This is a genomic window from Mucilaginibacter sp. (assembly GCF_965225845.1).
Lineage (GTDB): Bacteria > Bacteroidota > Bacteroidia > Sphingobacteriales > Sphingobacteriaceae > Mucilaginibacter.
In genome coordinates this window covers 165,488-188,189 of the sequence record NZ_CBDDBL010000002.1, presented here as the reverse complement: position 1 = coordinate 188,189, position 22,702 = coordinate 165,488, and the positions used below count along the sequence as shown (strand labels likewise).

Below are 22,702 nucleotides of genomic sequence, written 5' to 3'. Positions count from 1 at the left end.
TAGAAGTTTTTCCTTCGGTCAAAATGAAAGGACGGTTATTTAGAATTCATTATCGATTCGATTTCATCAGCTTCTAGTGGAATATCAGCCATTAAATCAATGTTACCGCCTTGAGTGATCAGGATATTATTTTCCAGCCTGATGCCTAAATTTTCCTGCGGGATATAAATGCCGGGTTCACAAGTCAGGATGTTGCCAACCTCAAATGGTTTGTACCTGCTTGCAAAATCATGCACATCCAAACCCAAGTGGTGCGATGTACCATGCATAAAGTATTTTTTATAAGCAGGCATTTTAGGGTCCTGCTTTTCAACATCATGCTTGTTTAATAATCCCAACCCGATCAGTTCGCCGGTCATTATCTTACCCACCTCTTCATGGTATTCATTCCAGATCGCCCCTTCAACTATCATTGTTGTTGAGGCCTTCATAACACGTAATACAGCATCATACACATCGCGCTGGCGTTTGGTAAAGCGGCCGTTTATCGGTATAGATCGGCTCATATCTGCATTGTAGTTGGCATATTCAGCACCAAAATCAAAAAGTATCACATCACCATCATTACAAACCTGGTTGTTATCAATATAATGTAATACTATCGCATTTTTGCCCGATGCTATTATCGGGGTGTAAGCGTGGCCTGTTGCACGTTGTTTAATAAATTCGTGTATTATTTCGGCTTCTATCTCATATTCTGTTACGCCGGGCTTAACAAACTTAAGGGTACGGATGAACGCATCCCTTGTTATAGCGCACGCTTTTTTGGTAAGTTCAACTTCGTTGTCTGATTTCACTACCCGTAAGTCGCGCATAATAGGTGCCGAGCGAAGATAATGATGCAAAGGATATTGTGTTTTTAATTTATCCAAAACCCGTAGGTCACGGTACGGAACTTCAAAGCTAAAACGGTCATTTTCGTTGGTATTGATATAAATATTTTCGGCATAGTTCACAATATTGTGCAAAATGGAGTCAAAATCATTCAACCAAAATACACTTTCAATGCCCGATACCTGTTTGGCCTCCTCCTTAGTGTACTTATGACCCTCCCAAACGGCAATGTGTTCGTTAGTCTGTCTTAAAAATAGTACTTCTTTGTATAGTGGATTAGGACAATCCGGAAATAATATCAGTATACTTTGCTCCTGGTCAATTCCTGTCAGGTAAAAAAAGTCAGCATTTTGTTTAAACACAAAATTTTGGTCACCACTACGCGGAAATTCATCATTTGCATTAAAAATAGCTAACGATGAGGCTTTTAATCGCGAAACGAAATTTTTTCTATTATTAATAAATAATTGCTGATTAAGAGGCAGATATTTCATGAATTGTGTATTTGTTAATTTTGTTTAAACAATCTTTTTACTTCAATTGTAGTAGTAGTATGATTTTTGGAACAAAATTTGGTAATGGTTCAAACATAATTACTAATTTTGAAAAAAAATCACAATTAAATTGTTTAATCTTAAAACTATGAACTATTCTACATTAAAGAAAACAGTCGCATTGTCAGTTGTAACTTTGATGGCTGCAGGTATCGCTAGCGCGCAAACTGCTACCACTGATACATCCAAAATGTCGTCTGCAATGTCCACTGCCAAGGTATTTGGTGGTGCATCACAGTACAGAACCTTTAGCATCGGTATCAATGGCGGCGTTACAGGTGACGCGCTTTTAACCGGTGGCCGTAATGATGGCTTCCGTCGTGCCGTTGTGTCTTACGGTTACGGTATTTATTTAAAACAACAATGGGCTCAATCATGGTCAACTCAATTAGATTTGACTGGTGGCCAGGTAAAAGGTAATGACGGTAGCGTTGACCCAGGTTTTTTCAAAACCAATTATTTCCAGGAAGAATTAAATGGTACCTATAACTTTGCAAGCATTGATATGGACTACCTACACCGCGAAAGAACAGTAAATTTCTTCTTAAAAGGTGGTGCTGGTTTAATTCAGTATAACCCTCAAGGTGAATTTGCTGACGGAACAACATTTGATTACACAAATGATGCTGGTAAAAAACATTACGTAAGCAACTTAGTATTAGATGCAGGTGCAGGTGTTAAATTCCGTTTATCAAACGCTGTAGCTTTAGATTTAGGTTACACTGAAAACTTTATCGACGCTCAAAACTTTGACGGAACCAAAACTGGTTATCCACAAAAAGACCACTATGCTTACGGTTACGCAGGTTTAGAATTTACTTTAGGTTCGAAATCAAAACCAGCTTTAGAATGGGCTAACCCTGTTGCGATGATGTATGATGAATTATATGATGCAGCATTACGCCAGGAAGTTGAAGCTTTAAAAGGTCGTGTTACTAATGTTGAAACTGCAGTTGCTGACTTGAAGAAAGATTCTGACGGTGACGGTGTATCTGATCAATTTGACAAATGCCCTAACACTCCTGCTGGTAGCGTAGTTGACGGTTCTGGTTGCGTTATCGTATTCCCTAAAGATACTGTGAAAATGGATTCTGCTAAAGCTGCTCCATTCTCTAACATCCAATTTGAATTTGATAGCTCAGTATTAAGAACTTCTTCTTACCCAGCATTAGACGCATCATCAGCTGATCTGCGTGCATCTGGTAAAACTATCACTTTAGCTGGTTACGCTTCATCTGAAGGTACTGCTGCTCACAACATGCGTTTATCTAAAGACCGTGCTGAATCAGTAAAAACATACCTTGTTAATTCAGGTGTTGAAGCTAAGCACTTAAAAATCAAAGCTTACGGTGAAACTCACCCAATAGCTGATAACTCAACCGAAGAAGGCCGCGTTGCTAACCGTCGTGTTGAATTCCACCAATAATTATTAGATAAAATAATATATTGAAAAAAGCCTCCCATACAGGGAGGCTTTTTTGTTGCTTTATATTTGCATAATTATTTAGGCTTCTGCTTATATTTGTATATGTACTTTTTTAGAAAAAAAGACCCTAACAGGCCAACCAACTTTAATCTTAAAGTGATGCATACTATAAATGCAATCGCTATTATTATGTTCGTGCTGGGTATTATCTGGACATTGATCCGCTTTTATATATTAAAGCACTAATCTTTTATAAACACATCTCTTATAAATGAAAACAGTAATTAATACCGTTAACGCACCTGCACCTATCGGTCCCTATAATCAAGCTATTGCAGCCGGTGGTTTTCTTTTTGTATCCGGCCAGGTTGCTATTGATGCAGCTACTGGTAATTTGGTTTTAGATGATATCAAAAACGAAACAACCAAAGTAATGGAAAACATAAAAGCTATTTTAACCGAAGCTGGTATTGGTTTTGGCCATATTGTAAAAACTACTATCTTTTTAACAGATATGCAGAACTTCGCGAAGGTTAACGAGATATACAGCTCCTATTTTACTGATCAGTTCCCGGCGCGCGAAACAGTAGCGGTTTTAGGCTTACCTAAAAATGTAAACGTGGAGATTTCGGTTACTGCATTAATATCCTGATATTAGTATAAACCCACAACTACTTTATTGAACCCTTTTCAAACACCTATTGAGTACTTAAAGGGCGTTGGCCTTAACCGTGCGGATGTTTTAAAAAAAGAATTGGGTTTAACCACATTCGAGGATCTGCTTAGGCATTTCCCCTATAAGTATATAGACCGTACCCGGTTTTATAAGATCCGCGAAATAGAGCCTGAGCTTCCTCACGTGCAGGTAATTGCCCGCATCCGCAGTAAAGAAATTTTAGGTGAAAAACATACCAAACGTTTAGTCATTCAAGCTCAGGATGATACCGGGATGATAGAACTGGTATGGTTCCAGGGAATTAAGTGGATGGAGAAAACCCTTATTCCCGGCAAAGCCTATGTAATATTTGGCAAACCTGGTTTTTTTAACGGGAAAGCCCAAATGGCCCATCCGGAAATGGAAATATATTCTCCTGTCGGTGCTTCCAGTAACGGAAACCTTACCCTTCAACCTGCTTATAGCTCTACCGAAAAGTTAAAGCATTTTATGCTGGATAGCAAAGGCTTGCAAAAGCTGGTTGCCACCCTGCTTGAGCAATACAGTAAAGATATACAGGAAAACCTGCCGCAATACATCATCAATAAAAACAGGCTGGTTTCAAGAGAGACTGCCTATCTCAACATTCATTTTCCTGATGATGCCGCCGCGTTAAATGAAGCACAGCGTCGTTTAAAGTTTGAGGAATTATTTTTATTGCAGCTGCGCATGCTTAAAAGCAAGATGCACCGCACCTTAAAATTTAAAGGGAATATTTTTAGCACAGTCGGGACAATTTTTAATGAGTTTTACGAGCACAAACTCCCCTTTCCGCTAACCAACGCACAAAAAAGGGTTTTAAAGGAGATAAGACAGGACACCCAGCGTGGCGTACAAATGAACCGCTTGTTACAGGGTGACGTGGGCAGCGGTAAAACCGTTGTAGCATTAATGAGCATGCTGATTGCCATTGATAACGGTTTCCAAACCTGCATTATGGCGCCAACAGAGATTTTGGCTAATCAGCATTATCAAACTATTAAAGACTTGGTAGGCAATGATTTTGTTGAAGTTGCCCTGCTTACCGGTTCTACATCACAAAAAGCACGAAAATCATTACACCATCGTTTGGAAAGCGGATATTTGAAAATACTCATTGGTACCCATGCCCTTATTGAGGATAAAGTTCAGTACAAAAATTTAGGATTGGTTGTTATTGATGAACAGCATCGTTTTGGTGTGGAACAGCGTGCCAGGCTTTGGAGAAAAAACGATATCCCGCCGCATATACTTGTAATGACGGCGACACCTATCCCCCGCACATTAGCCATGACCTTATATGGCGACCTTGATGTATCGGTAATTGACGAATTGCCCGCTGGACGTAAGCCTATACACACCGTACATTTTTTTGAGAACCAGCGCTTGCGCATGTTTGGTTTTATGAAAGGTGAAATAGCCAAAGGCCGGCAGGTATATGTAGTTTATCCATTGATTAAGGAAAGTGAAAAACTCGACCTTAAAAACCTGGAGGACGGCGTCAATACGATGATGCATGAGTTTCCATCGCCGCAATTTAACATCAGCATTGTACATGGCAAACTCAAGGCGGCCGAAAAGGATTACGAGATGCAACGCTTCATCAAAGGTGAAACGCAAATAATGGTAGCAACCACCGTGATCGAAGTTGGTGTAAATGTGCCCAATGCTTCGGTGATGATCATTGAAAATGCCGAACGTTTTGGCTTGTCGCAACTACACCAGCTACGCGGACGTGTTGGGCGTGGTGCCGAACAATCATTTTGTATATTGATGAGCAGCCTAAAATTAAGCCATGATGGGCGTAAAAGGCTTAATACCATGGTTAAAACCAACAACGGCTTCGAGATAGCGGAAATAGACTTGCAATTACGTGGCCCAGGCAATATAGAGGGTACCCAACAAAGCGGTGTACTCAATCTTAAAGTAGCAAACCTGGCTACCGACCAGCAGTTGCTGATACATGTGCGTAAAATTGTAGAGGAAATTTTTGAGAAAGATCCGCAGTTAGCATTACCTGAAAACCAGATCCTGCACCATTCATTACAATCAAAAGACCAGGGCTTAAGCTGGGATAAAATATCTTAATGTAATTTTCCGGTGATAATTTAAGCCGCTTATCGCTACTTACCTGCATAAGTTGTAATTTTGCAGTACATCAATCTCAAAAAAATAGTGCCCGACCCGCTCAGTCAACCCAAAGCAGATTCATTTGCAGCCTTAAGATACAAGGACTTTCGTTCATACCTTGGAATGCGTTTCTTTTTTACACTTGCGTATCAAATGCAAACCACGGTACTAGGTTTTTACATTTACCAAATGACGCATAGCAAAGTTGCTATTGCATTTATTGGCTTAAGCGAAGCGCTCCCGGCAGTTGGTATTGCCCTCTACGGCGGCTATATTGCCGATAAATATGAGAAACGTAAAATGTTGCTGATGATCTATATTGGTGTTCTCATATCATCATTAGTAATATTTATTGTTACGCTCAAAAACATGTCGGGCTATATTTCTACAGGTTGGATCATACCAACCATGTACGCTATGATATTTTGTAATGGTATTGCACGCGCATTTTACGGGCCGGCAACTTTCATAGTCTACACTAAAAGCGTTCCCCGCGATGTTTATCCAAACGCAAGTACCTGGAGTAGTACCGGATGGCAGATCGCATCGATATTAGGGCCTATGCTTGCCGGTTTTTCATATGCTTTTGCAGATAAAATTATACCCGGGTTAAGCGGAATGACCGCCACTTTCAGCATTATACTGATTTCACTTGTTATAGCTTTGGTACTGGTTTACCGGCTTAAAAAATATCCGGCGGTATTTGTTGCTAAAGAAAGTATCAAAAAAAGCCTTTCGGCAGGGCTTCATTTTGTTTTCAATAATAAAATGCTGTTGTATGCCATGAGCCTTGATCTTTTCTCTGTATTTTTTGGTGGTGTAGTAGCATTATTGCCTGTATTCGCGCTTGATATTTTAAAAGTAGGCGCCGAAGGCTTAGGGGTAATGCGGATGGCATCATCATTAGGCGCGGCGCTAACCATGATCATTATGGTTAAATACTCCCCTATGGGCAAGCCGTGGCGAAATTTATTAATTGCAGTAGCAGGCTTTGGCTGTAGTATTATAGCTTTTGGTTTATCAACCAGCTTTTATTTATCCTTAATATTCTTGTTTGCACAGGGTGCTTTTGATAGCGTAAGTGTAATTATCAGGAGCACATTAATGCAATTATTAGTACCCGATGAAATGCGGGGAAGGGTATCTGCCGTAAGCTCCATGTTCATCGGCTCATCCAATGAAATCGGTGATTTTGAATCGGGAATGGCAGCCAAACTATTAAATACCATACCCGCGGTATTGTTTGGCGGAAGCATGACCTTAATGATTGTTACGTTTACTTATTTTAAAACTAAAAGCTTGTTGCCTTTAAAGTTAAAAGACATACACGTACCAAAAGAAAATGCGGAAAAGAAAGAGGAGCTGGAATCTTAATTAAACTTTAAATTAATTTGGCATTGCCTGCGGCCCAGGCTGTGCGCTCATACTGCACAATGCCTTAGGTTCAAGGCCGGTACCTGCTTCCATCGCTAATGCGAATTGCTATTAAACAAAATTGTCATTCTGAGCGAAGTGAAGAACCAGTAAAATAATTTACCCCTTACGGATTTTTCACTTCGCTCATAATAATAAATTCTTACGCGTCCACGTCATCCTTTTCACCTATCTGTTGCCTCCACATGGCGTAGTAAAGGCCTTTTTGGGCAAGCAGGTCGGCGTGCTTGCCGGATTCGATGATATTGCCTTTCTCCAATACATATACCCTGTCGGCGTGCATAATGGTTGACAGGCGGTGAGCGATCAAAATGGTAATATGATCGCCGAACACCGATACATCTTTAATAGTTTCAGTGATCTCTTCCTCGGTTAATGAATCCAGTGATGAAGTGGCTTCATCAAACACTAAAATATCAGGCCTGCGCAACAATGCGCGGGCAATGGATAAACGTTGCTTTTCACCACCGGAAACCTTAACACCACCCTCGCCAATCACAGTATCCAAACCCTTATCGGCTCGTGCCAACAGGGTACGACAAGCGGCTTTTTCCAAGGCCTGCATACATTCGGCATCCGTAGCATCCGGGCGCACGAATAACAAATTCTCTCGGATAGTTCCTGAAAATAACTGTGTATCCTGCGTTACGAAACCGATTTTCTCGCGCAGCTGATCCAGGTCGATATCTTTACTTAGAATATTATTGTAAAGTACATCACCTTCCAAGGGCTGATATAAACCAACCAGCAATTTAACCAAGGTAGTTTTACCCGAACCTGATGGGCCAACAAAAGCTATGGTTTCGCCAAATTTAACTTCAAAGTTGATGTGGTTAAGCGCGTTACGATTAGCGGTTAAGTGTTTAAAAGTTACGTTGTCAAAAGTAAGCGTGTTTACCTGCTCTAATAAAACCGGTTTTTCAGGCTTGATGTCGATTGGTGTATTTAATATCTTTTCAAAATTCCCTAATGAAACTTCAGCTTCGCGCCAGGCTACAATCACGTTGCCAAGCTCCTGTAAAGGGTTAAACAAAAAGAATGAATAAAAAAGTAAGCTAATATACTGGCCCGGGGTAATGGTTTGTCCGAAGATCAGCAATAGCAATACAACTACCATCGTACTCCTCACAAAGTTTACGGTTGTGCCCTGTACAAAGCTCATGCTGCGTACATATTTTACCTTTTTAAGTTCGAGGCCTAATATTTTGTAGGTTGTGTTGTTTAAGCGGTTGATCTCTTGCTTAACTAATCCCAGACTTTTTACCAATTCGATATTCCTTAATGATTCAGTAGTCGAACCTGCTAAAGCGGTTGTTTCCGACAATATACTTCGCTGAATTCTTTTGATCCTGCGGCTTAATGCTACACTCACAAAGGTGATGATTGGGATAGCAGCAACGTATACCAATGTTACCTTATAACTCACAAATAATGAATAGACGATAACGAAAGTCATACCGGTAATACTCACAAATAGTACACCTATAAATGATGTGATAAATGCTTCACAATCCAGTCGTACCTTTTGCAGGATACCTAAAGTTTCGCCGCTGCGCTGATCTTCAAATACCTGATAAGGTAATTCAAGCGAACGTTTTAAGCCGTCGGCATACATTTCTGCACCAGTTTTTTGGGTGATGATATTGGTAAAATAATCCTGGAAGTTTTTTGCTATGCGCGATACCATGGCAACGCCAATAGCCAGGCCAACTAATTTTAATGCCCTAAAAAGATACGTATTGTAATCAAGGCTGCTGTGTTTGTTGATTACGGTATCGAAAATTCGTCCCGAAATGTAGGGGTCAAGTAAGGAAAAACCGATGTTGAAAGCTGCGAATAACAATGCAGACATTACGATCCAGCGGTGTTTTTTTAGATATGATAAGAGTATTTTCATGTTTGCTGCAAAAGTAAAAAAAGGGAACGGCTAAGTAGCTCATTCCCTTTAATTTGACATTTTGACTATCTTTAAAGAAAATCAATTATGAAAATCAAAGCCCTTATTTCTTTAATTTTTATTTCAACTTGTGTGTCAGCACAAATAGCTAACAATCAATATTGTGATTTTTTAAGCAGATTACATTTTTTAAATGGAAAAGCAAATGCTTCCATAAAAGCAAAACTTTTAGACTTTCACCGGTATGATGGGTCAACAGAACTTGTTAAGCTAAAGAAAGATAGAAAGTTATCGATAAAGATTATTGGAGGTTCGGCAGTAACTTTTATACCTTTAAATTGCAAGGACACCATTGACATACCAATAAGTTGCAATTGGAGTATATTAAAGACTCCGCTGGGCTCAACTGTATATTTAAATTTCGAGGTATATAAAGGTTATAAGGAAGATTATAGTAAAGATCTGGTTATTGTTAAAAATATTCGAAGATCCGAAATAAAAAGCCGCTTTAAATAAAGCGGCTCTCAAATAACCCAGGTTGTTTTTATACCGTCATGATATCTTTTTCCTTAGCTTCAGAATGTTGGTCAACCTTTATAATGTAGGCATCAGTTAGCTTTTGTATCTCGGCTTCGCCTACTTTCATTTCATCTTCTGAAACGCCTTCGGTTTTAAGTTTTCTTATTTTCTCATTCGCGTCCTTACGCAGGTTGCGGATAGCGATCTTACCTGTTTCGGCTTCAGCTTTAGCTTTTTTAACCAAATCACGACGGCGCTCTTCAGTTAAAGGCGGAACGTTAAGGCGGATGATCACACCATCATTTTGCGGGTTTAAACCTAAGTTCGCTTCCATAATGGCTTTTTCTATCGGGCCTAATAATGATTTTTCCCATGGTTGCACAACAATAGTGCGAGCATCGGGGGTATTTACGTTACCAACCTGGCTTAATGGCGTAGCAGTACCGTAGTAATCAACATAAACATCATCCAGCATAGATGGGTTTGCCTTGCCTGCACGGATCTTTTGCAGTTCGTTTTCGCAATGGTCAATGGCTTTATCCATTAGAGCCTTTGTTTCAGTCACCTGTTTTTTAATGAGTTCGCTCATCGATATAGATTTTTGACAAAAATAGTAAAAAGTATGATTTCGGAGTTACTAATCTCAATTCTAAAAAGCAGGTGAAAGCTAAATTGTTTGATTTATTCAAGACGTTACCTGCTAACCCATGGATTTTATGGAAGAAGGCAATATTAAACTATACAGATTGAATATAAAAATTTAACAAAACCTATAAACTAACTGCCTTACACAATAACTTTTTATCAATTGTCGTCGTATATACATTAGGTAACTATTGCAGATGAAATATACAACAAGCCTTAATTTAATACCTGAAAATGAACCGGAACGCGTTGCCGCGCTTCATTGCTACCAAATATTAAATACCCCTGCGGAACCGGAGTTTGACAACCTGGTTAAGCTTGCCAAAACCATATTCAAAGTACCGGTTGCGCATATTTCATTTTTAGATACCGACTTTGAGTTTGTAAAAGCTATTACCGGGTTAGAGGGTGTAAAACAGGTACCACGCGAAGACAGCCTCTGCAACCTGGCAATTCAGCAAAATGAAGTGACGATAATTGAGGATGCTTTATTAGAGCCGGCGCTGGTTGGAAACTCCGCAGTAGTGGGCCCGCTTGGTTTACGGTTTTATGCCGGCGCCCCCATCATCAATACCAACGGTTATATTATTGGTACCATATGCCTGATAGACTTTAGCCCACGCACATTAAGTGACCATGAATTGGAGATATTGCAGCACATGGCTAATGTAACAATGGACCAGGTAGAGCTGCGCTTATCAAACATTGAGAAAACCAAAAAACAACAATCAATAAACGAGGAATTAAATACCAGCCAGGAACACCTGCAACGAATACTGGATACCATGGCCGAAGGGGTAACCGTTGTTGATGCCAAAGGAAAATTAGTTTATGCCAATATTATGGCGCAAAGGATTTTCGGGATTGACGATGATGGTATGAAAAACAGGGTTTATAATGATACGAAATGGACCAATTTAAGAATTGATGGCAGTGTGTTACCCGAAGAAGAACACCCAATGTACATCATCAGGGAAACAGGTATGCCTGTTTATGATAAGGAAATAGGCGTACAACCTATAAATGGCGAGCGATTTTACATTTCGATAAACGCCGCTCCTATTTTTGATAAGGATGGCCGATTGAGTGGTGGCATAGGCACCTTTATGAACGTGACGAACCGGCGTAAATTGATGAAACAAAAAGAGGAATTCATCAGCATTGCCAGCCATGAGCTTAAAACACCTATCACCAGCCTTAAAGCATCTGTTCAATTATTGGATAAACTTAAGGAAACTGTAAAACTGCCAACCATATTTTTAACGCTGATAGCGCAATCCAACAAAAGCCTTGATAAGCTTACCAAGCTGGTAAATGATTTACTAAATACCAATCGTATTGCCGAAGGGCAGTTGATGCTCAATAAAACTAAATTCACCGTTGCTGATGTGGTGAAACAATCGAGCCATCATATTAATAGCGCCGGCGAACATCATGTATCAATAAAAGGTGATCTTTGGCTTGAGGCTTTTGCTGATGAACAGCAGATTGAACAGGTGGTGGTTAACTTGCTGAATAATGCGGTTAAATATGCACCGGATTCTAAAGAAATTATAGTTGAAATAAAAGCACAAGGCGATAAGTTTCGGGTTTCCGTATCAGACCACGGGCCGGGTGTACCACCTGATAAAATAGCGCAATTATTTGACCGCTATTTCCGTGCTGATTATTCTGGCGTACAATTTTCGGGGCTTGGTTTGGGGCTTTACATCAGTGCCGAGATCATTAAAAAGCATAATGGCGAGATAGGCCTGGATAATTACCCGGGTAAAGGAAGCACTTTTTGGTTTACATTGCCGATAGCATAATTTCTATATTCCAACGCAAACTTAAAGCGTGGTCGCGTAATATGATGCGATCTCTATACTATACAAAATATGCTTGATCAATATCTTGTTCATAAAATTCCTGGACTCTTGTAATGACGCGTATATTTTAGCTATCGGTCGCATTTCAACTCCCTCTTTGTGCAGTTAGTTTTTCTACCGGGTAACCCATTTCCTTACATTTCTCTACCAATTCTTCATGTAATTTTTTATCCATAGTTGGCTTACGGCTCATGATGAAAAGGAATTTATGATCAGGGTGACCAACCACCATGTAGGAATAATCATCGGCAATATCAATAACCCAGTAATCAACTTTAAAAGGCCAAACAAATTGTGCCTTTAGTTCGCCGTTTTTACCCGGATATAATTTAGAATTATAAGTATGGATCTCGTTATCGCCTACCTTTTTGGCTTCGGTGAGTACATTATAATAGCCATCGTTATTAAGTGTGTAGGTTGCGGTTGTTTCACGGCAATCCTTATCAAACATGGTAGGTATAGAGTATAAGGAATACCATTTCCCCGCAAAGCGGTGAATATCAAGCTTGTCAATCGGTTTATTACTAATGCCCGGCGAGGCAGTAAAAAAAACTATCAGGGCTATGCAAAATGCTTTCATACCAGTTTAATGCTTATAATTATTTTACGTAATTAAGCTGAATGAGGTTTTTGGGGGAATAAAAATTATTAATTATAATAAAGTTGATTGGCCTAAAGCCACATTTCCTTAAAATACATAGCCCTGGCCTAAAGGCCAGGGCTATGTATTATTTTAATCGGGATTGAACACCTGCCGAAACTGCAGATGCCAAAAACACCGGGGAAGATTTATTTTACCAGCGTTCCAATGGCTTCGCCGTTGGCTATCTTCATAAAATTGCCTTCTATGTTCATATCAAAAACAATGATCGGCAGGTTGTTTTCCTGGCAAAGGGTAATGGCAGTCATATCCATCACATTCAGTCCTTTATCATAAACTTCCTGGAAAGAAATTTCATCATAACGGGTAGCGGTTGGATCTTTTTCAGGATCAGCGGTATAAATGCCATCAACACGGGTGCCTTTTAATACAACATCAGCTTTTATTTCGATAGCGCGTAACGACGCGGCTGTATCCGTGGTAAAATACGGGTTACCAGTACCGGCACCAAAAATCACGATCTTATTTTCCTGTAGATGATGCATGGCACGACGACGAATATAAGGCTCGCAGATCTGTTCCATTTTTATGGCGGATTGCAGGCGGGTTTCAACGCCAATGCTTTCCAGCGCGTTTTGCAGCGCCATACAGTTAATAACGGTGGCAAGCATACCCATGTAATCGGCCTGGGCGCGCTCCATGCCTGATTTCTCGGCACTTAAACCCCTGAATATATTACCTCCTCCTACAACTACGGCTATTTCTATGCCCTCGTCAAATACACTTTTTATATCTTTTGCATATTGCAATACCTGGTTGTTATCAATACCGTATTGCCTGTCGCCCATAAGCGATTCGCCGCTAAGTTTTAGTAGGATTCTTTTGTATTTCATTGAGGAGAGTTTGTCAAAATTATACAAATAAAATTGATGTTAAAATTATATATCTACTTTGTTAAGAATGAGTACCAATAACACGAATTAAAAAATTGAAGTTTCCTACAGTTTATTCGTGCAATTTGAATTAATTAGTGAAAATTAGTGTTTAATGTAATTGCCCTTAAACACGGTGCCTTGTACTTCAAAGGTTTCATTAAATACAATCATATCGGCATAAAAGCCGGCAGCTATCTTTCCGTTTGCTGTTAATGATGCTAATCGCGCCGGGTATAATGATGCCATATTTATAGCCTCTGCTAAAGGGATGCCAATCTGCTCAACACCATTTTGCACTGCTTTAAGCATGGTTAAACTCGAACCGGATAGCGTACCATCGGGCATAGTGTAGCGGTCACCTGTAAAACGATGCTGGTATTCGCCCTTATCTGTTGCAGTAACAGCATCAGTAATAAAGAAAAGTTTATCACCCAACTCGCGTTTAGCTAAACGTATCATCGCGAAATCAACATGAATACCGTCGGCAACAATACTTGTATATGGTTTTTCTTCGAAGATTGCAGGAATATACCCCGGCTCGCGGTGATGCATTTGCGGCATGGCATTAAACAAATGCGTAACTGCTTTTATGGGGTTATTTAAAAATGTTTTGCCTTGCTGATAACTCGCATTACTATGACCGGATGATAAGATTACGCCGTGATCATTTAAATAATTAACCACGTCATTGTCCTGCAATTCCGGTGCTATGGTCATCATTTTGATCACACCGTCGGCAGATTCAACCCATTTGCGGACTAACTCAATCGTTCCCTTTTTGATGTACTTTTCAGGATGAGCACCTTTTTTGATGGGGTTTAAAAAAGGCCCTTCTAAATGCAGCCCTAAAAAGTTACCTTTTGCCCTCTCGCGATAAATCTTAGCTGATTCAATACCCTGCTCTACAATCTCATCACTATTGGTGCCGATGCATGCAAAAAAACCTACAGTACCCTGGCTCAACAGATCATTCTCCATTTGCTCCAACGCAGCAACTTCGGGCGTACCAGCAAATAGCTTACCGCCACTACCGTAAATTTGAAGGTCGATCAATCCCGGTGCTATGTTAGCACCGTTTAGATCAATTGCGTTAACATCTGGTAGAATTACAGATTCATCGATAATATCAATGATCTTTTCGCCATCAATTAAAATGGCTTTGCCCCTGGTGATCACACCATCGGAGATTAGCTGGAGGTTGTGGAGGGCAGTGGTCATAGCTTTTATTTATGTGCGATTGCTTCGTTCTTCGAAATGACATGATGGTATTTGAAAACCGAAACAATATCGCAAAAAAAATCCCCCTCGTTAATAAACGAGGGGGATAATATATTTAAGCTCCTAAAGCTACCCGCTTAAAGGCGGTTACTGTTAGTCCCTTATCAACGGTGCCTAAAAACTGGGCAACGTTTTTAGATGGGTCCTTTACAAACTCCTGGTTAAGTAAAGTTGAGTCTTTATAGAATTTGTTCAGTTTACCTGCAGCGATCTTTTCAACCATTTCTTCAGGTTTGCCTTCAGCGCGGATCTGCTCTTTAGCGATCTCTAACTCACGCTCGATTACTGTTGCGTCAACACCGTCTTTATCTAAAGCAACAGGGTTCATGGCAGCAATTTGCATAGCTACGTCCTTACCTGCTTCGTCAACACCGGCAGCGTTAGCGCTTAGTGCTACTAACACACCTAAACGGAAATTACCGTGGATGTAAGCAACAACTTTTTCGCCTTCAACAACCTCGTATTTAGATACACCGATCTTTTCGCCGATAGTACCTGTACGGCTGATGATAGCTTCAGCAATACTAACACGGTTAACTTCAGTATCAATTGGCAACTCGTTTAATGCTTCGATAGAAGCAGGGTTCTTTTGTACTGCCTCATTAGCGATCGCGTTAGCAAAAGCAATAAATTCAGCATTTTTAGCAACAAAATCAGTTTCGCAGTTCAACTCGATGATCACACCGCGTTTGCCATCCTCAGATGTACGCGCAATAACAACACCTTCGTTTGATTCGCGGTCCTGGCGGCTGGCAGCAACTTTAGCGCCTTTTTTTCTTAAAAAATCAATAGCAGCTTCAAAATCGCCATTGGTTTCAGTTAAAGCTTTTTTGCAATCCATCATGCCTGCACCGGTTTGTTGGCGCAATTTATTTACATCAGATGCAGATATTTGTACTGTTGACATTGTATTTTTAGTTAAATGTTAAAAGTTGAAAGTTCAAAGTAAAAGCAGTAAAAAAACTTTACACTTTAAACCTTAAACTTTCAACTAAATATTATTATTCGTTCTCAGCTGGCTCGGTACCGGTTTCAGCAGCGGCTTCTGCTACTTCAGCAGTTGTTGCTTTGGTACGGCTTCTTTTGCCACCTTCGTTAGCTGATCTGTCTGGCGTTACTGCTTCAGGAGCATCTGCTTTAGCTTTCGCTGCTGCTGCTTCTTTTTCAGCTTCGTCATCTTTCTCGCGTTTACGCTCATCTAATCCTTCTTCAATTGCTTTGATGATGATACCGGTGATCAATGAAATTGATTTGGTAGCATCGTCATTCGCAGGGATAGGGAAATCGATGTTTGATGGATCAGAGTTAGTATCAACCATTGCAAAGGTTGGGATATTTAACTTTAATGCTTCAGATACCGCGATGTGTTCCTTCTTAACGTCGATCAGGAACAATGCTGCAGGTAAACGGTTTAAGTCCGATATACCACCTAACAAAGTTTCTAATTTGATACGCTCACGTTGGATCATCAGTCTTTCTTTTTTAGAAAGGTTGCTGTAAGTACCGTCTTTAGTCAATTTATCGATGTTTGACATCTTTTTGATCGACTTGCGTACAGTTGCAAAGTTGGTTAACATACCACCTAACCATCTTTCGGTGATGAAAGGCATGTTTACATTTTTTGCATATTCAGCTACGATATCCTTCGCTTGTTTCTTTGTAGCTACGAATAATACCTTACGGCCTGATTTTACAATTTGTTTTATAGCTGCAGCAGCTTCTTCAACCTTAGTTAAGGTTTTATTTAAATCGATAATGTGGATACCATTGCGCTCCATAAAAATGTACTGAGACATTTTTGGATCCCATTTGCGGGTAAGGTGACCAAAGTGTACACCTGCGTCCAGTAACTCGTCGTATGTTGTTCTTGCCATTTTGTTGTCCTCCTTTGTTGATTAGCGTTTACTGAATTGGAATCTCTTACGTGCTTTCTTGCGTCCTGGTTTTTTACGCTCAACCATACGGTCATCACGTGTCATTATACCTTTAGCGCGTAGTGAAGGTTTCTTTTCAGGATCCAGTTCAACAATGGCTTTCGCGATAGCTAAACGAACGGCTTCTGCCTGTCCTTTTACACCACCACCTGCAACATTTACTTTAACATCAAATTTACCGGTCGAGCCAGAAACTTCTGTCGACTGTGTAACGATGTATTGTAAAGGCAATGTAGGGAAGTACTCTTTGTAATCTTTACCGTTTACGATAATTGCGCCGCTACCATCTTGTAAGTAGATGCGTGCAACTGCTGTTTTTCTTCTGCCCGAAGTGTTAGTTGTTGTTGGCATTTCTTTTCTCCTTTAAAATTAAATGGTTGTAGGGTTTTGTGCTGCATGAGGATGCTCGGCGCCTGCATACACATGCAAATTGCCAAACAATGCTTTGCCCAAACGACTTTTAGGTAACATACCACGCACAGCTTTTTCAATTACGCGTGTTGGATGTTTTGCCATTAACTCCTTAGGAGAAATGAATCGCTGACCACCTGGATAACCAGTGTAAGAAACATATTGCTTTTCGCTGAATTTGTTTCCGGTCAGTTTAACCTTGTCTGCGTTGATAACTATTACATTATCACCACAGTCTACGTTTGGGGTAAAATCAGGCTTGTTTTTTCCACGGATGATCATTGCGATCTTAGTAGACAAGCGCCCCAAAATCTCGCCTTGTGCGTCAACAACAACCCATTGCTTGTTAACGGTTTTTTTGTTGGCTGAGACAGTTTTGTAACTTAACGTATTCACTTGCTTTAAATTAAATTAATTAAACGTTTATTATACCCCGCATTTTCGGGACTGCAAAGATAGATGTTTTTGTGTGATTTACAAATGGTTTGTAAGTTTTTTGTCGGAGTCTGGATTTACAGGATTTATTTAATTTTGGCGTTTGGGGTGGCTTTGCCGTTTGTAGGATTTATTGGATTACCAGGATGGCCGAAACAGGTGCCAATAAAGTTATATAATTAATGTACTCTATAGCTCAGCACATTTTAAATTCAATACTCTGAAAACTTATCTATATTTTAGAAATATATTATAACAACATGAGAACCTTTATCATAGTAACAATTACAATATTCTTATTAGCTTGTAATCATAAGGCCGCATTTAACAATAATAAACCTACCAATACCATTAAAACCACCACAAAAACAATTGGCAAAATTGACGGTGATACCATAGAAAGTGATAAAGAAATAATTGAAAATGATACAGTAAATGGTGATACGATCAAACTACTTTCAAAACGCGAAGTAGATACAACACAAAATGCCCGCTTTATTCAATCAGGCGAATGTGTTGATAAATCGATAACTCCTGAAGACAGCAAATATAATTGGAGAGGATTATTTGAACATAAAGGTTTATATTACTTAGCAGATACTAAAGTTACAGTTACGCTTGATAAAGAATCAATAAGTGATGAGAATCCGGATGGTGATTATATTGTAAAAACTGATAATAAAGATGATGAGATTTTACTTGTTACAAGGCTATCCTATTTAATAGACAATGGTCCTGTCAATTTTTTAAAGATACCGGCTATGTTAGAGATTATCCCGGGAAAGCCATACACATTTAATTTTAATGGAAACACCTATAAACTTTATGCGACAGGGCATATCCCTGCCGGCCATAGTATTGATTTTATTTTAAATTATAACCTATACATTGAAGGAAATGCCAAAGGCCATTATTTTAAGCAACTGTTGGTTCATAATGATTTTTATGAAAGCGGATTTGTCACCTATATTAATTTTATTGGAGACTTAGATGGTGATGGGTTACCTGACTTTATAATTAATACATCCAATTATGGTTTAGGTAGCGCTGACGATCTTTTTCTCTCTAAACCGGCAGGCCCTAAACGGTTATTTGTCGATGTGGGAGGATATGCTACAGCTGACTAAGTTATTTATAATAATTGCTTAATATTTCAACTTGCTTAGGATCAGTTATAGTCATTTGAGCCCCGCTGCCATCATCAGTTATGGTACCTGTAACCGCAATTTTTTTATGGATCATTGTTTTAGCAAGATAACTAACTTTACCTACCAACCATATTTCAAATAATATGCTATTTGTATGGGGCTTTTCACAAAAAAGCATTACTCCACGGTCTTTGTCTTCATAAATCATATCCGTTTCAGGTTTGCATTGTACCGTAATTAATTGGCCAGTATAGTTATCAGCTACAGTAACATTAATTATTTTAATTGATTTTGAGTTACCCGATTGCTGCCCAGAAACATTTTGTATAAATAATAAGGATATTAGGAAAAGCCTTTTCATGATTTTAGTGGGAATTAGTTTTAAAGATAAAATATAAATCCAACTTAAGATTTTTTTCTTATACCGAGAGTATCTTGAATTAATTAGTCAGCATGTAGGTTCATCACTATTACGCTTGTTTGTAATCAATATTTCAAAGAACATTCTTTGCTCTTATCGCAAGAGCTATTAACCGGTACGTACAAATTTCGGTAAATGGTTTGGGAAAAGTACTGACACTATTTTGTCAGTACTTTTGGTTATGCGTGGGTTTGGAGTAGTGATATGATTTCGTTAGGAAGTCGGAGACTTCCCTTAATCTGTGGGTTTAAGAGCGCTATGCTAACTCTTAAACCTGTGGTGGTAGCTTTTATGGTGCAGAGACACACCTCCGAAGGAGTCCTACGGGTTCTACCCTTTCAGAGGAAATTTGCTGGTGGTGATCGCCTTTGCGCATTTGCTTCGAATGCATCAGCATGACAACTCGTTTTATCAATTTCGGATTTGTTAAAAATCTATATATTTAAAGCCGGCTAAACTATTGAATATACCAGATGAATACCCTAAAAAAAATATTATTATTCCTGAATGCGACAGGTTATAAACTATCAAATGATCTTGATGGAGTATTTGACAATAGCTTTACTAGTAACAAAAGCACTGCGATAGCAATGAATGCAGGATTAGAGATTTGCCTTTTAGCTTCGTTAAGGCTGATTAATATACCTATTTCATCCAGTTGGCTTATCGTTGTAATTATTTTTTCCCTGTTTTTTCATACGATGATAAACATCCTTTTTCAACCTGAATTAAATGCTATCGTAAACGATTACCCACATTACTACAAGGGCTGGCTTTATACTATTTATTGGGTATTGATAGTGCTTTCGATCATATACGGGGTTTATCTATTGTTTTCCCGAATTTAACGTTAGCTGGGTTTTCCTCGTTTGATTTTCATATTTCATAGAACGTGCTTTGCTCTTGTCGCAAGAGCTATTAACCGGTACATACAAATTTCGGCAAATGGTTTGGGAAAAGTACTGACACTGTTTTGTCAGTACTTTTGTTTGTGCAATGTTTGGGGCGGCGATGTAATCTCGTTAGGAAGTCATAGACTCCCCCTGATCTGTGGATTTAAGAGCACTGCGCTATCTTACCAGTAGTGGTGGTTAACAAATGGTTTGTACCTTTTTTTTAAAGAGCGGGAGTTTGGAGCGTGGGATCTATAGCGGAATATACTTGTCTGCTGTATATTAATTCGAAGGTAAAATCAGGTAAATCCTTTAATCCTAAAAATCATGGTTGATACAAATAAATCAGCATCTAAAAAATTACTGTTAACCTGAAAACAAACGCTGCTTCCTTAACTAATATTTGGTATTTTGCTAACCGAACGATCTTAAACTCAATGAAACAACTATTTAAATATATATTTCCCGCTTTATTCTTGATTCTCGTACAAATATTGCACAGTCAAGCGCAAACCGACACTATCAAACCAACTGACATCTGGCCCGACAACAACGGCAACCATATACAGGCCCATGGCGGCGGAATAATTAAAGTTAAGGACGATTACTATTGGTATGGCGAATACCGCAGCAAGGGGCTTGATACCAATTATCGTTTTGTAGGTTGTTATACCTCGAAGGACCTGGTTAACTGGAAATTTATCACCACAATTAAATTCGGCAAGCCGGATTCTACTTTAACTTACTGGGTGGTTGAGCGCCCCAAGGTTTATTACAACGAGCGGACCAAAAAATATGTCATGTACCTGCATATTGATGGCGGCGTGCGCGACCCGGTTACTAAAAAGGTTTCCGGCGGATATTCCTATGCGCGGGTTGGTGTAGCTATTAGCGACGGTCCATCGGGCCCTTTTACACTCATCAGCTCGTTTAGGCCTTTAGGGCATGAGAGCCGGGATATTGGTCAGTTTATTGATGACGACGGCACAGCCTATCTTGTATTTGAGGATAGGCCTTATGGTTTCCGCATCGCAAAACTTTCAGACGATTATTTAACGGTAGAAAAACAAATGAGCCTTATCCCCGAGCATATGGAGGGTGGTGCCATTGTGCATTACGGTGGATTGTATTACGCCATCGGTTCATCATTAACCGGGTGGTCGCCAAACCCTAACAAATACGCAACAGCAACCTCGCTTGCCGGGCCGTGGAGTGATTTTAAGGATATTGCCCCGCCGGAAACTAATACCTATGGCTCACAATCTACCATGCTGATCAAAGTAGTAGGCAGCAAAAAAACTACCGTAATTTTTATGGGCGATATCTGGAAACCCAAAACACAATGGGATTCGCGCTACCTTTGGATGCCTTTGGAGATTGGCGATGGCAAATTAAGCTTACCCAAACCGCAACCATGGACCTTAAACGTTAAAACAGGAGAAGCGAAGATTGTTAATTAATAATATAGAGAATGAGCAATGAGGCTATAATTCCTTAATTTAATAAATTCTGATTCATAATTACTTCACCATAAAGGCCTCCAGCGCTTTGGTTGGCTTGCCGTCATCGCCCCAGGCGCTTAAGGCGTAGTGGCTCCAGTTGCGGGCACCTTCGGGCTCCCAGTAAACCAGTCCAATTCCTTTACCATTAGGCACTTCCTTAACTTTTTGTTCCACAGCCAGTAACATGTCATAGGTATTTTGCGCTTTTTTGTCCTCGTTACCTACTTCAACTACCATCACTTCTTTTCCGTAGCGGGAAGCCATGTCTTTTAAGTTATTCCCCAAGTCGTTGATGGATAATGTATAATCAGGGCTGCCCGGCAACCAATATGGATAATACGAACAACCGATCACATCAAATTTTGCCTGGTGCGCGGTGGCATTATCAAACCAATGCCTGAAACGCGCATTGTTATTTCCCTGGTCTACATGCAAAATAACTTTGGTTTTGGGGCTCACTGCCTTTACGGCATCGTAGCCTTTGTTAATCAGTTGTGCCAATTTATCCCAGTTTGCTGTACTTCCATCGGGTAAGATCATACCGCCTGGCGTTTCATTACCAACCTGTACCCATTCCGGAGTAACGCCCGCTTTTTTTAGCGCCGTCATCACGCTTAATGTGTAGTCATAAACATCAGTTAATAAAAGCTGAAAATCATGGCCTTCCCAAGCCTTTGGTTTCTTTTGCTTGCCGGGATCCGCCCAGCTATCACTATAATGCAGGTCGATCAGTATGCGCATGCCCCACTTTTTAGCCCTGAGCGCCATCGCCACAGTTTCTTCAGTACTGCAATGCCCGCTAAACTTATCATCGGAGGGATTTACAAAAGCCCTTAGGCGGATGGTATTCACACCATGATCCTTCAATATTTTAAAACAGTCCTGCTGTACCCCGTTTTCGTTGTAAAACTTATAGCCCGAAGCTTCCATCTGCGGCAACCAGCTAATATCTGCCCCTTTTACAAATGCATCGGAATGGTTAGTTATGCCTGATTTTTTAGCAGCGCAGCCTGTTATCAATAATAAAGCAAAAAACACTGTAAACAGATTTTTTAAAGAGGGTTTCATTTGAGCCATCAGTATGCTATTAAGGCGGTAAATTTATCTTTTGATTACAGGTTTATTGGCAATCAGGGTTATGAT

At 39.8% G+C, this 22,702-nt stretch carries 22 protein-coding genes; 10 read left to right on the top strand and 12 right to left on the bottom strand.

Annotated elements, in window-relative coordinates; genetic code table 11:
• Window positions 1-35: 35 nt before the first annotated feature.
• A complete protein-coding gene (locus tag ACYZ0U_RS04655) occupies window positions 36-1,328 on the bottom strand; it encodes an aminopeptidase P N-terminal domain-containing protein (protein WP_461450333.1) in 1,293 nt (430 codons plus the stop codon).
• Window positions 1,329-1,476: 148 nt separating this feature from the next.
• Between ACYZ0U_RS04655 and ACYZ0U_RS04650 the strand changes: the two genes are divergently transcribed.
• The 5 genes from ACYZ0U_RS04650 to ACYZ0U_RS04630 all read left to right on the top strand — a co-directional run bounded on the left by ACYZ0U_RS04650 (window position 1,477) and on the right by ACYZ0U_RS04630 (window position 7,012).
• Window positions 1,477-2,814 carry an OmpA family protein gene (locus ACYZ0U_RS04650; RefSeq protein ID WP_461450331.1) on the top strand — a complete coding sequence of 446 codons (1,338 nt, stop codon included), beginning with the start codon at window positions 1,477-1,479 and terminating at the stop codon, window positions 2,812-2,814.
• 102 nt (window positions 2,815-2,916) lie between these two features.
• Window positions 2,917-3,060 (top strand): DUF6728 family protein, encoded by a 144-nt coding sequence (locus ACYZ0U_RS04645; protein WP_461450329.1) that lies wholly within the window; start codon window positions 2,917-2,919, stop codon window positions 3,058-3,060.
• Window positions 3,061-3,085: 25 nt separating this feature from the next.
• A complete protein-coding gene (locus ACYZ0U_RS04640) occupies window positions 3,086-3,466 on the top strand; it encodes a Rid family detoxifying hydrolase (protein WP_461450327.1) in 381 nt (126 codons plus the stop codon).
• A 27-nt stretch (window positions 3,467-3,493) separates the two neighbouring features.
• Window positions 3,494-5,596, top strand: a complete 2,103-nt coding sequence (recG, locus tag ACYZ0U_RS04635) for an ATP-dependent DNA helicase RecG (protein WP_461450325.1) — start codon at window positions 3,494-3,496, stop codon at window positions 5,594-5,596.
• A gap of 87 nt (window positions 5,597-5,683) precedes the next feature.
• Window positions 5,684-7,012 (top strand): MFS transporter, encoded by a 1,329-nt coding sequence (locus ACYZ0U_RS04630; protein ID WP_461450323.1) that lies wholly within the window; start codon window positions 5,684-5,686, stop codon window positions 7,010-7,012.
• 202 nt (window positions 7,013-7,214) lie between these two features.
• Here ACYZ0U_RS04630 and ACYZ0U_RS04625 read toward each other — a convergent pair whose 3' ends face one another.
• Complete coding sequence (locus ACYZ0U_RS04625) at window positions 7,215-8,969, bottom strand: ABC transporter ATP-binding protein (protein ID WP_461450321.1); 1,755 nt, start codon at window positions 8,967-8,969, stop codon at window positions 7,215-7,217.
• Between the two features lie 87 nt (window positions 8,970-9,056).
• Here ACYZ0U_RS04625 and ACYZ0U_RS04620 point away from each other — a divergent pair, with 87 nt between their 5' ends.
• Window positions 9,057-9,485 (top strand): hypothetical protein, encoded by a 429-nt coding sequence (locus ACYZ0U_RS04620; protein WP_461450319.1) that lies wholly within the window; start codon window positions 9,057-9,059, stop codon window positions 9,483-9,485.
• 28 nt (window positions 9,486-9,513) lie between these two features.
• Here the strand turns inward: ACYZ0U_RS04620 and frr are convergent, their stop codons facing one another.
• Window positions 9,514-10,077: a ribosome recycling factor gene (gene frr / locus ACYZ0U_RS04615; RefSeq protein ID WP_461450317.1), complete on the bottom strand. Its 564-nt coding sequence runs from the start codon at window positions 10,075-10,077 to the stop codon at window positions 9,514-9,516.
• Between the two features lie 253 nt (window positions 10,078-10,330).
• Between frr and ACYZ0U_RS04610 the strand changes: the two genes are divergently transcribed.
• Entirely contained in the window at window positions 10,331-11,941 is a 1,611-nt protein-coding gene (locus ACYZ0U_RS04610; protein WP_461450315.1) for an ATP-binding protein, read from the top strand.
• Window positions 11,942-12,086: 145 nt separating this feature from the next.
• Here the strand turns inward: ACYZ0U_RS04610 and ACYZ0U_RS04605 are convergent, their stop codons facing one another.
• The 7 genes from ACYZ0U_RS04605 to rplM all read right to left on the bottom strand — a co-directional run bounded on the left by ACYZ0U_RS04605 (window position 12,087) and on the right by rplM (window position 17,556).
• A complete protein-coding gene (locus ACYZ0U_RS04605) occupies window positions 12,087-12,581 on the bottom strand; it encodes a lipocalin family protein (protein WP_461450313.1) in 495 nt (164 codons plus the stop codon).
• 209 nt (window positions 12,582-12,790) lie between these two features.
• The gene (gene pyrH, locus ACYZ0U_RS04600) at window positions 12,791-13,495 is read right to left on the bottom strand and encodes a UMP kinase (protein ID WP_461450312.1); all 705 of its coding nucleotides are present in this window, start codon (window positions 13,493-13,495) and stop codon (window positions 12,791-12,793) included.
• A 144-nt stretch (window positions 13,496-13,639) separates the two neighbouring features.
• Entirely contained in the window at window positions 13,640-14,755 is a 1,116-nt protein-coding gene (nagA, locus tag ACYZ0U_RS04595) for an N-acetylglucosamine-6-phosphate deacetylase (RefSeq protein WP_461450310.1), read from the bottom strand.
• 115 nt (window positions 14,756-14,870) lie between these two features.
• Window positions 14,871-15,722: a translation elongation factor Ts gene (tsf, locus tag ACYZ0U_RS04590; RefSeq protein ID WP_461450308.1), complete on the bottom strand. Its 852-nt coding sequence runs from the start codon at window positions 15,720-15,722 to the stop codon at window positions 14,871-14,873.
• Between the two features lie 94 nt (window positions 15,723-15,816).
• A complete protein-coding gene (rpsB, locus tag ACYZ0U_RS04585) occupies window positions 15,817-16,689 on the bottom strand; it encodes a 30S ribosomal protein S2 (protein ID WP_461450306.1) in 873 nt (290 codons plus the stop codon).
• A 21-nt stretch (window positions 16,690-16,710) separates the two neighbouring features.
• The gene (gene rpsI, locus ACYZ0U_RS04580; protein WP_461450304.1) at window positions 16,711-17,100 is read right to left on the bottom strand and encodes a 30S ribosomal protein S9; all 390 of its coding nucleotides are present in this window, start codon (window positions 17,098-17,100) and stop codon (window positions 16,711-16,713) included.
• 18 nt (window positions 17,101-17,118) lie between these two features.
• Window positions 17,119-17,556, bottom strand: a complete 438-nt coding sequence (rplM, locus tag ACYZ0U_RS04575) for a 50S ribosomal protein L13 (protein ID WP_461450302.1) — start codon at window positions 17,554-17,556, stop codon at window positions 17,119-17,121.
• Between the two features lie 299 nt (window positions 17,557-17,855).
• On the opposite strand from rplM, the gene ACYZ0U_RS04570 reads away from it, so the two are divergent.
• On the top strand, window positions 17,856-18,722 hold the full coding sequence (locus ACYZ0U_RS04570) for a hypothetical protein (RefSeq protein WP_461450300.1): 867 nt from the start codon (window positions 17,856-17,858) through the stop codon (window positions 18,720-18,722).
• 1 nt (window position 18,723) lies between these two features.
• Here ACYZ0U_RS04570 and ACYZ0U_RS04565 read toward each other — a convergent pair whose 3' ends face one another.
• Window positions 18,724-19,104, bottom strand: coding sequence for a hypothetical protein (locus ACYZ0U_RS04565; RefSeq protein WP_461450298.1), 381 nt, complete (start codon window positions 19,102-19,104; stop codon window positions 18,724-18,726).
• 533 nt (window positions 19,105-19,637) lie between these two features.
• Here ACYZ0U_RS04565 and ACYZ0U_RS04560 point away from each other — a divergent pair.
• Both ACYZ0U_RS04560 and ACYZ0U_RS04555 read left to right on the top strand, forming a co-directional pair.
• Entirely contained in the window at window positions 19,638-20,012 is a 375-nt protein-coding gene (locus tag ACYZ0U_RS04560; protein ID WP_461450296.1) for a hypothetical protein, read from the top strand.
• A 539-nt stretch (window positions 20,013-20,551) separates the two neighbouring features.
• On the top strand, window positions 20,552-21,517 hold the full coding sequence (locus ACYZ0U_RS04555; protein WP_461450294.1) for a family 43 glycosylhydrolase: 966 nt from the start codon (window positions 20,552-20,554) through the stop codon (window positions 21,515-21,517).
• A 60-nt stretch (window positions 21,518-21,577) separates the two neighbouring features.
• On the opposite strand, the gene ACYZ0U_RS04550 is transcribed toward ACYZ0U_RS04555, so the two are convergent.
• Window positions 21,578-22,627 carry a glycoside hydrolase family 53 protein gene (locus tag ACYZ0U_RS04550; protein WP_461450292.1) on the bottom strand — a complete coding sequence of 350 codons (1,050 nt, stop codon included), beginning with the start codon at window positions 22,625-22,627 and terminating at the stop codon, window positions 21,578-21,580.
• Between the last annotated feature and the right edge of the window lie 75 nt (window positions 22,628-22,702).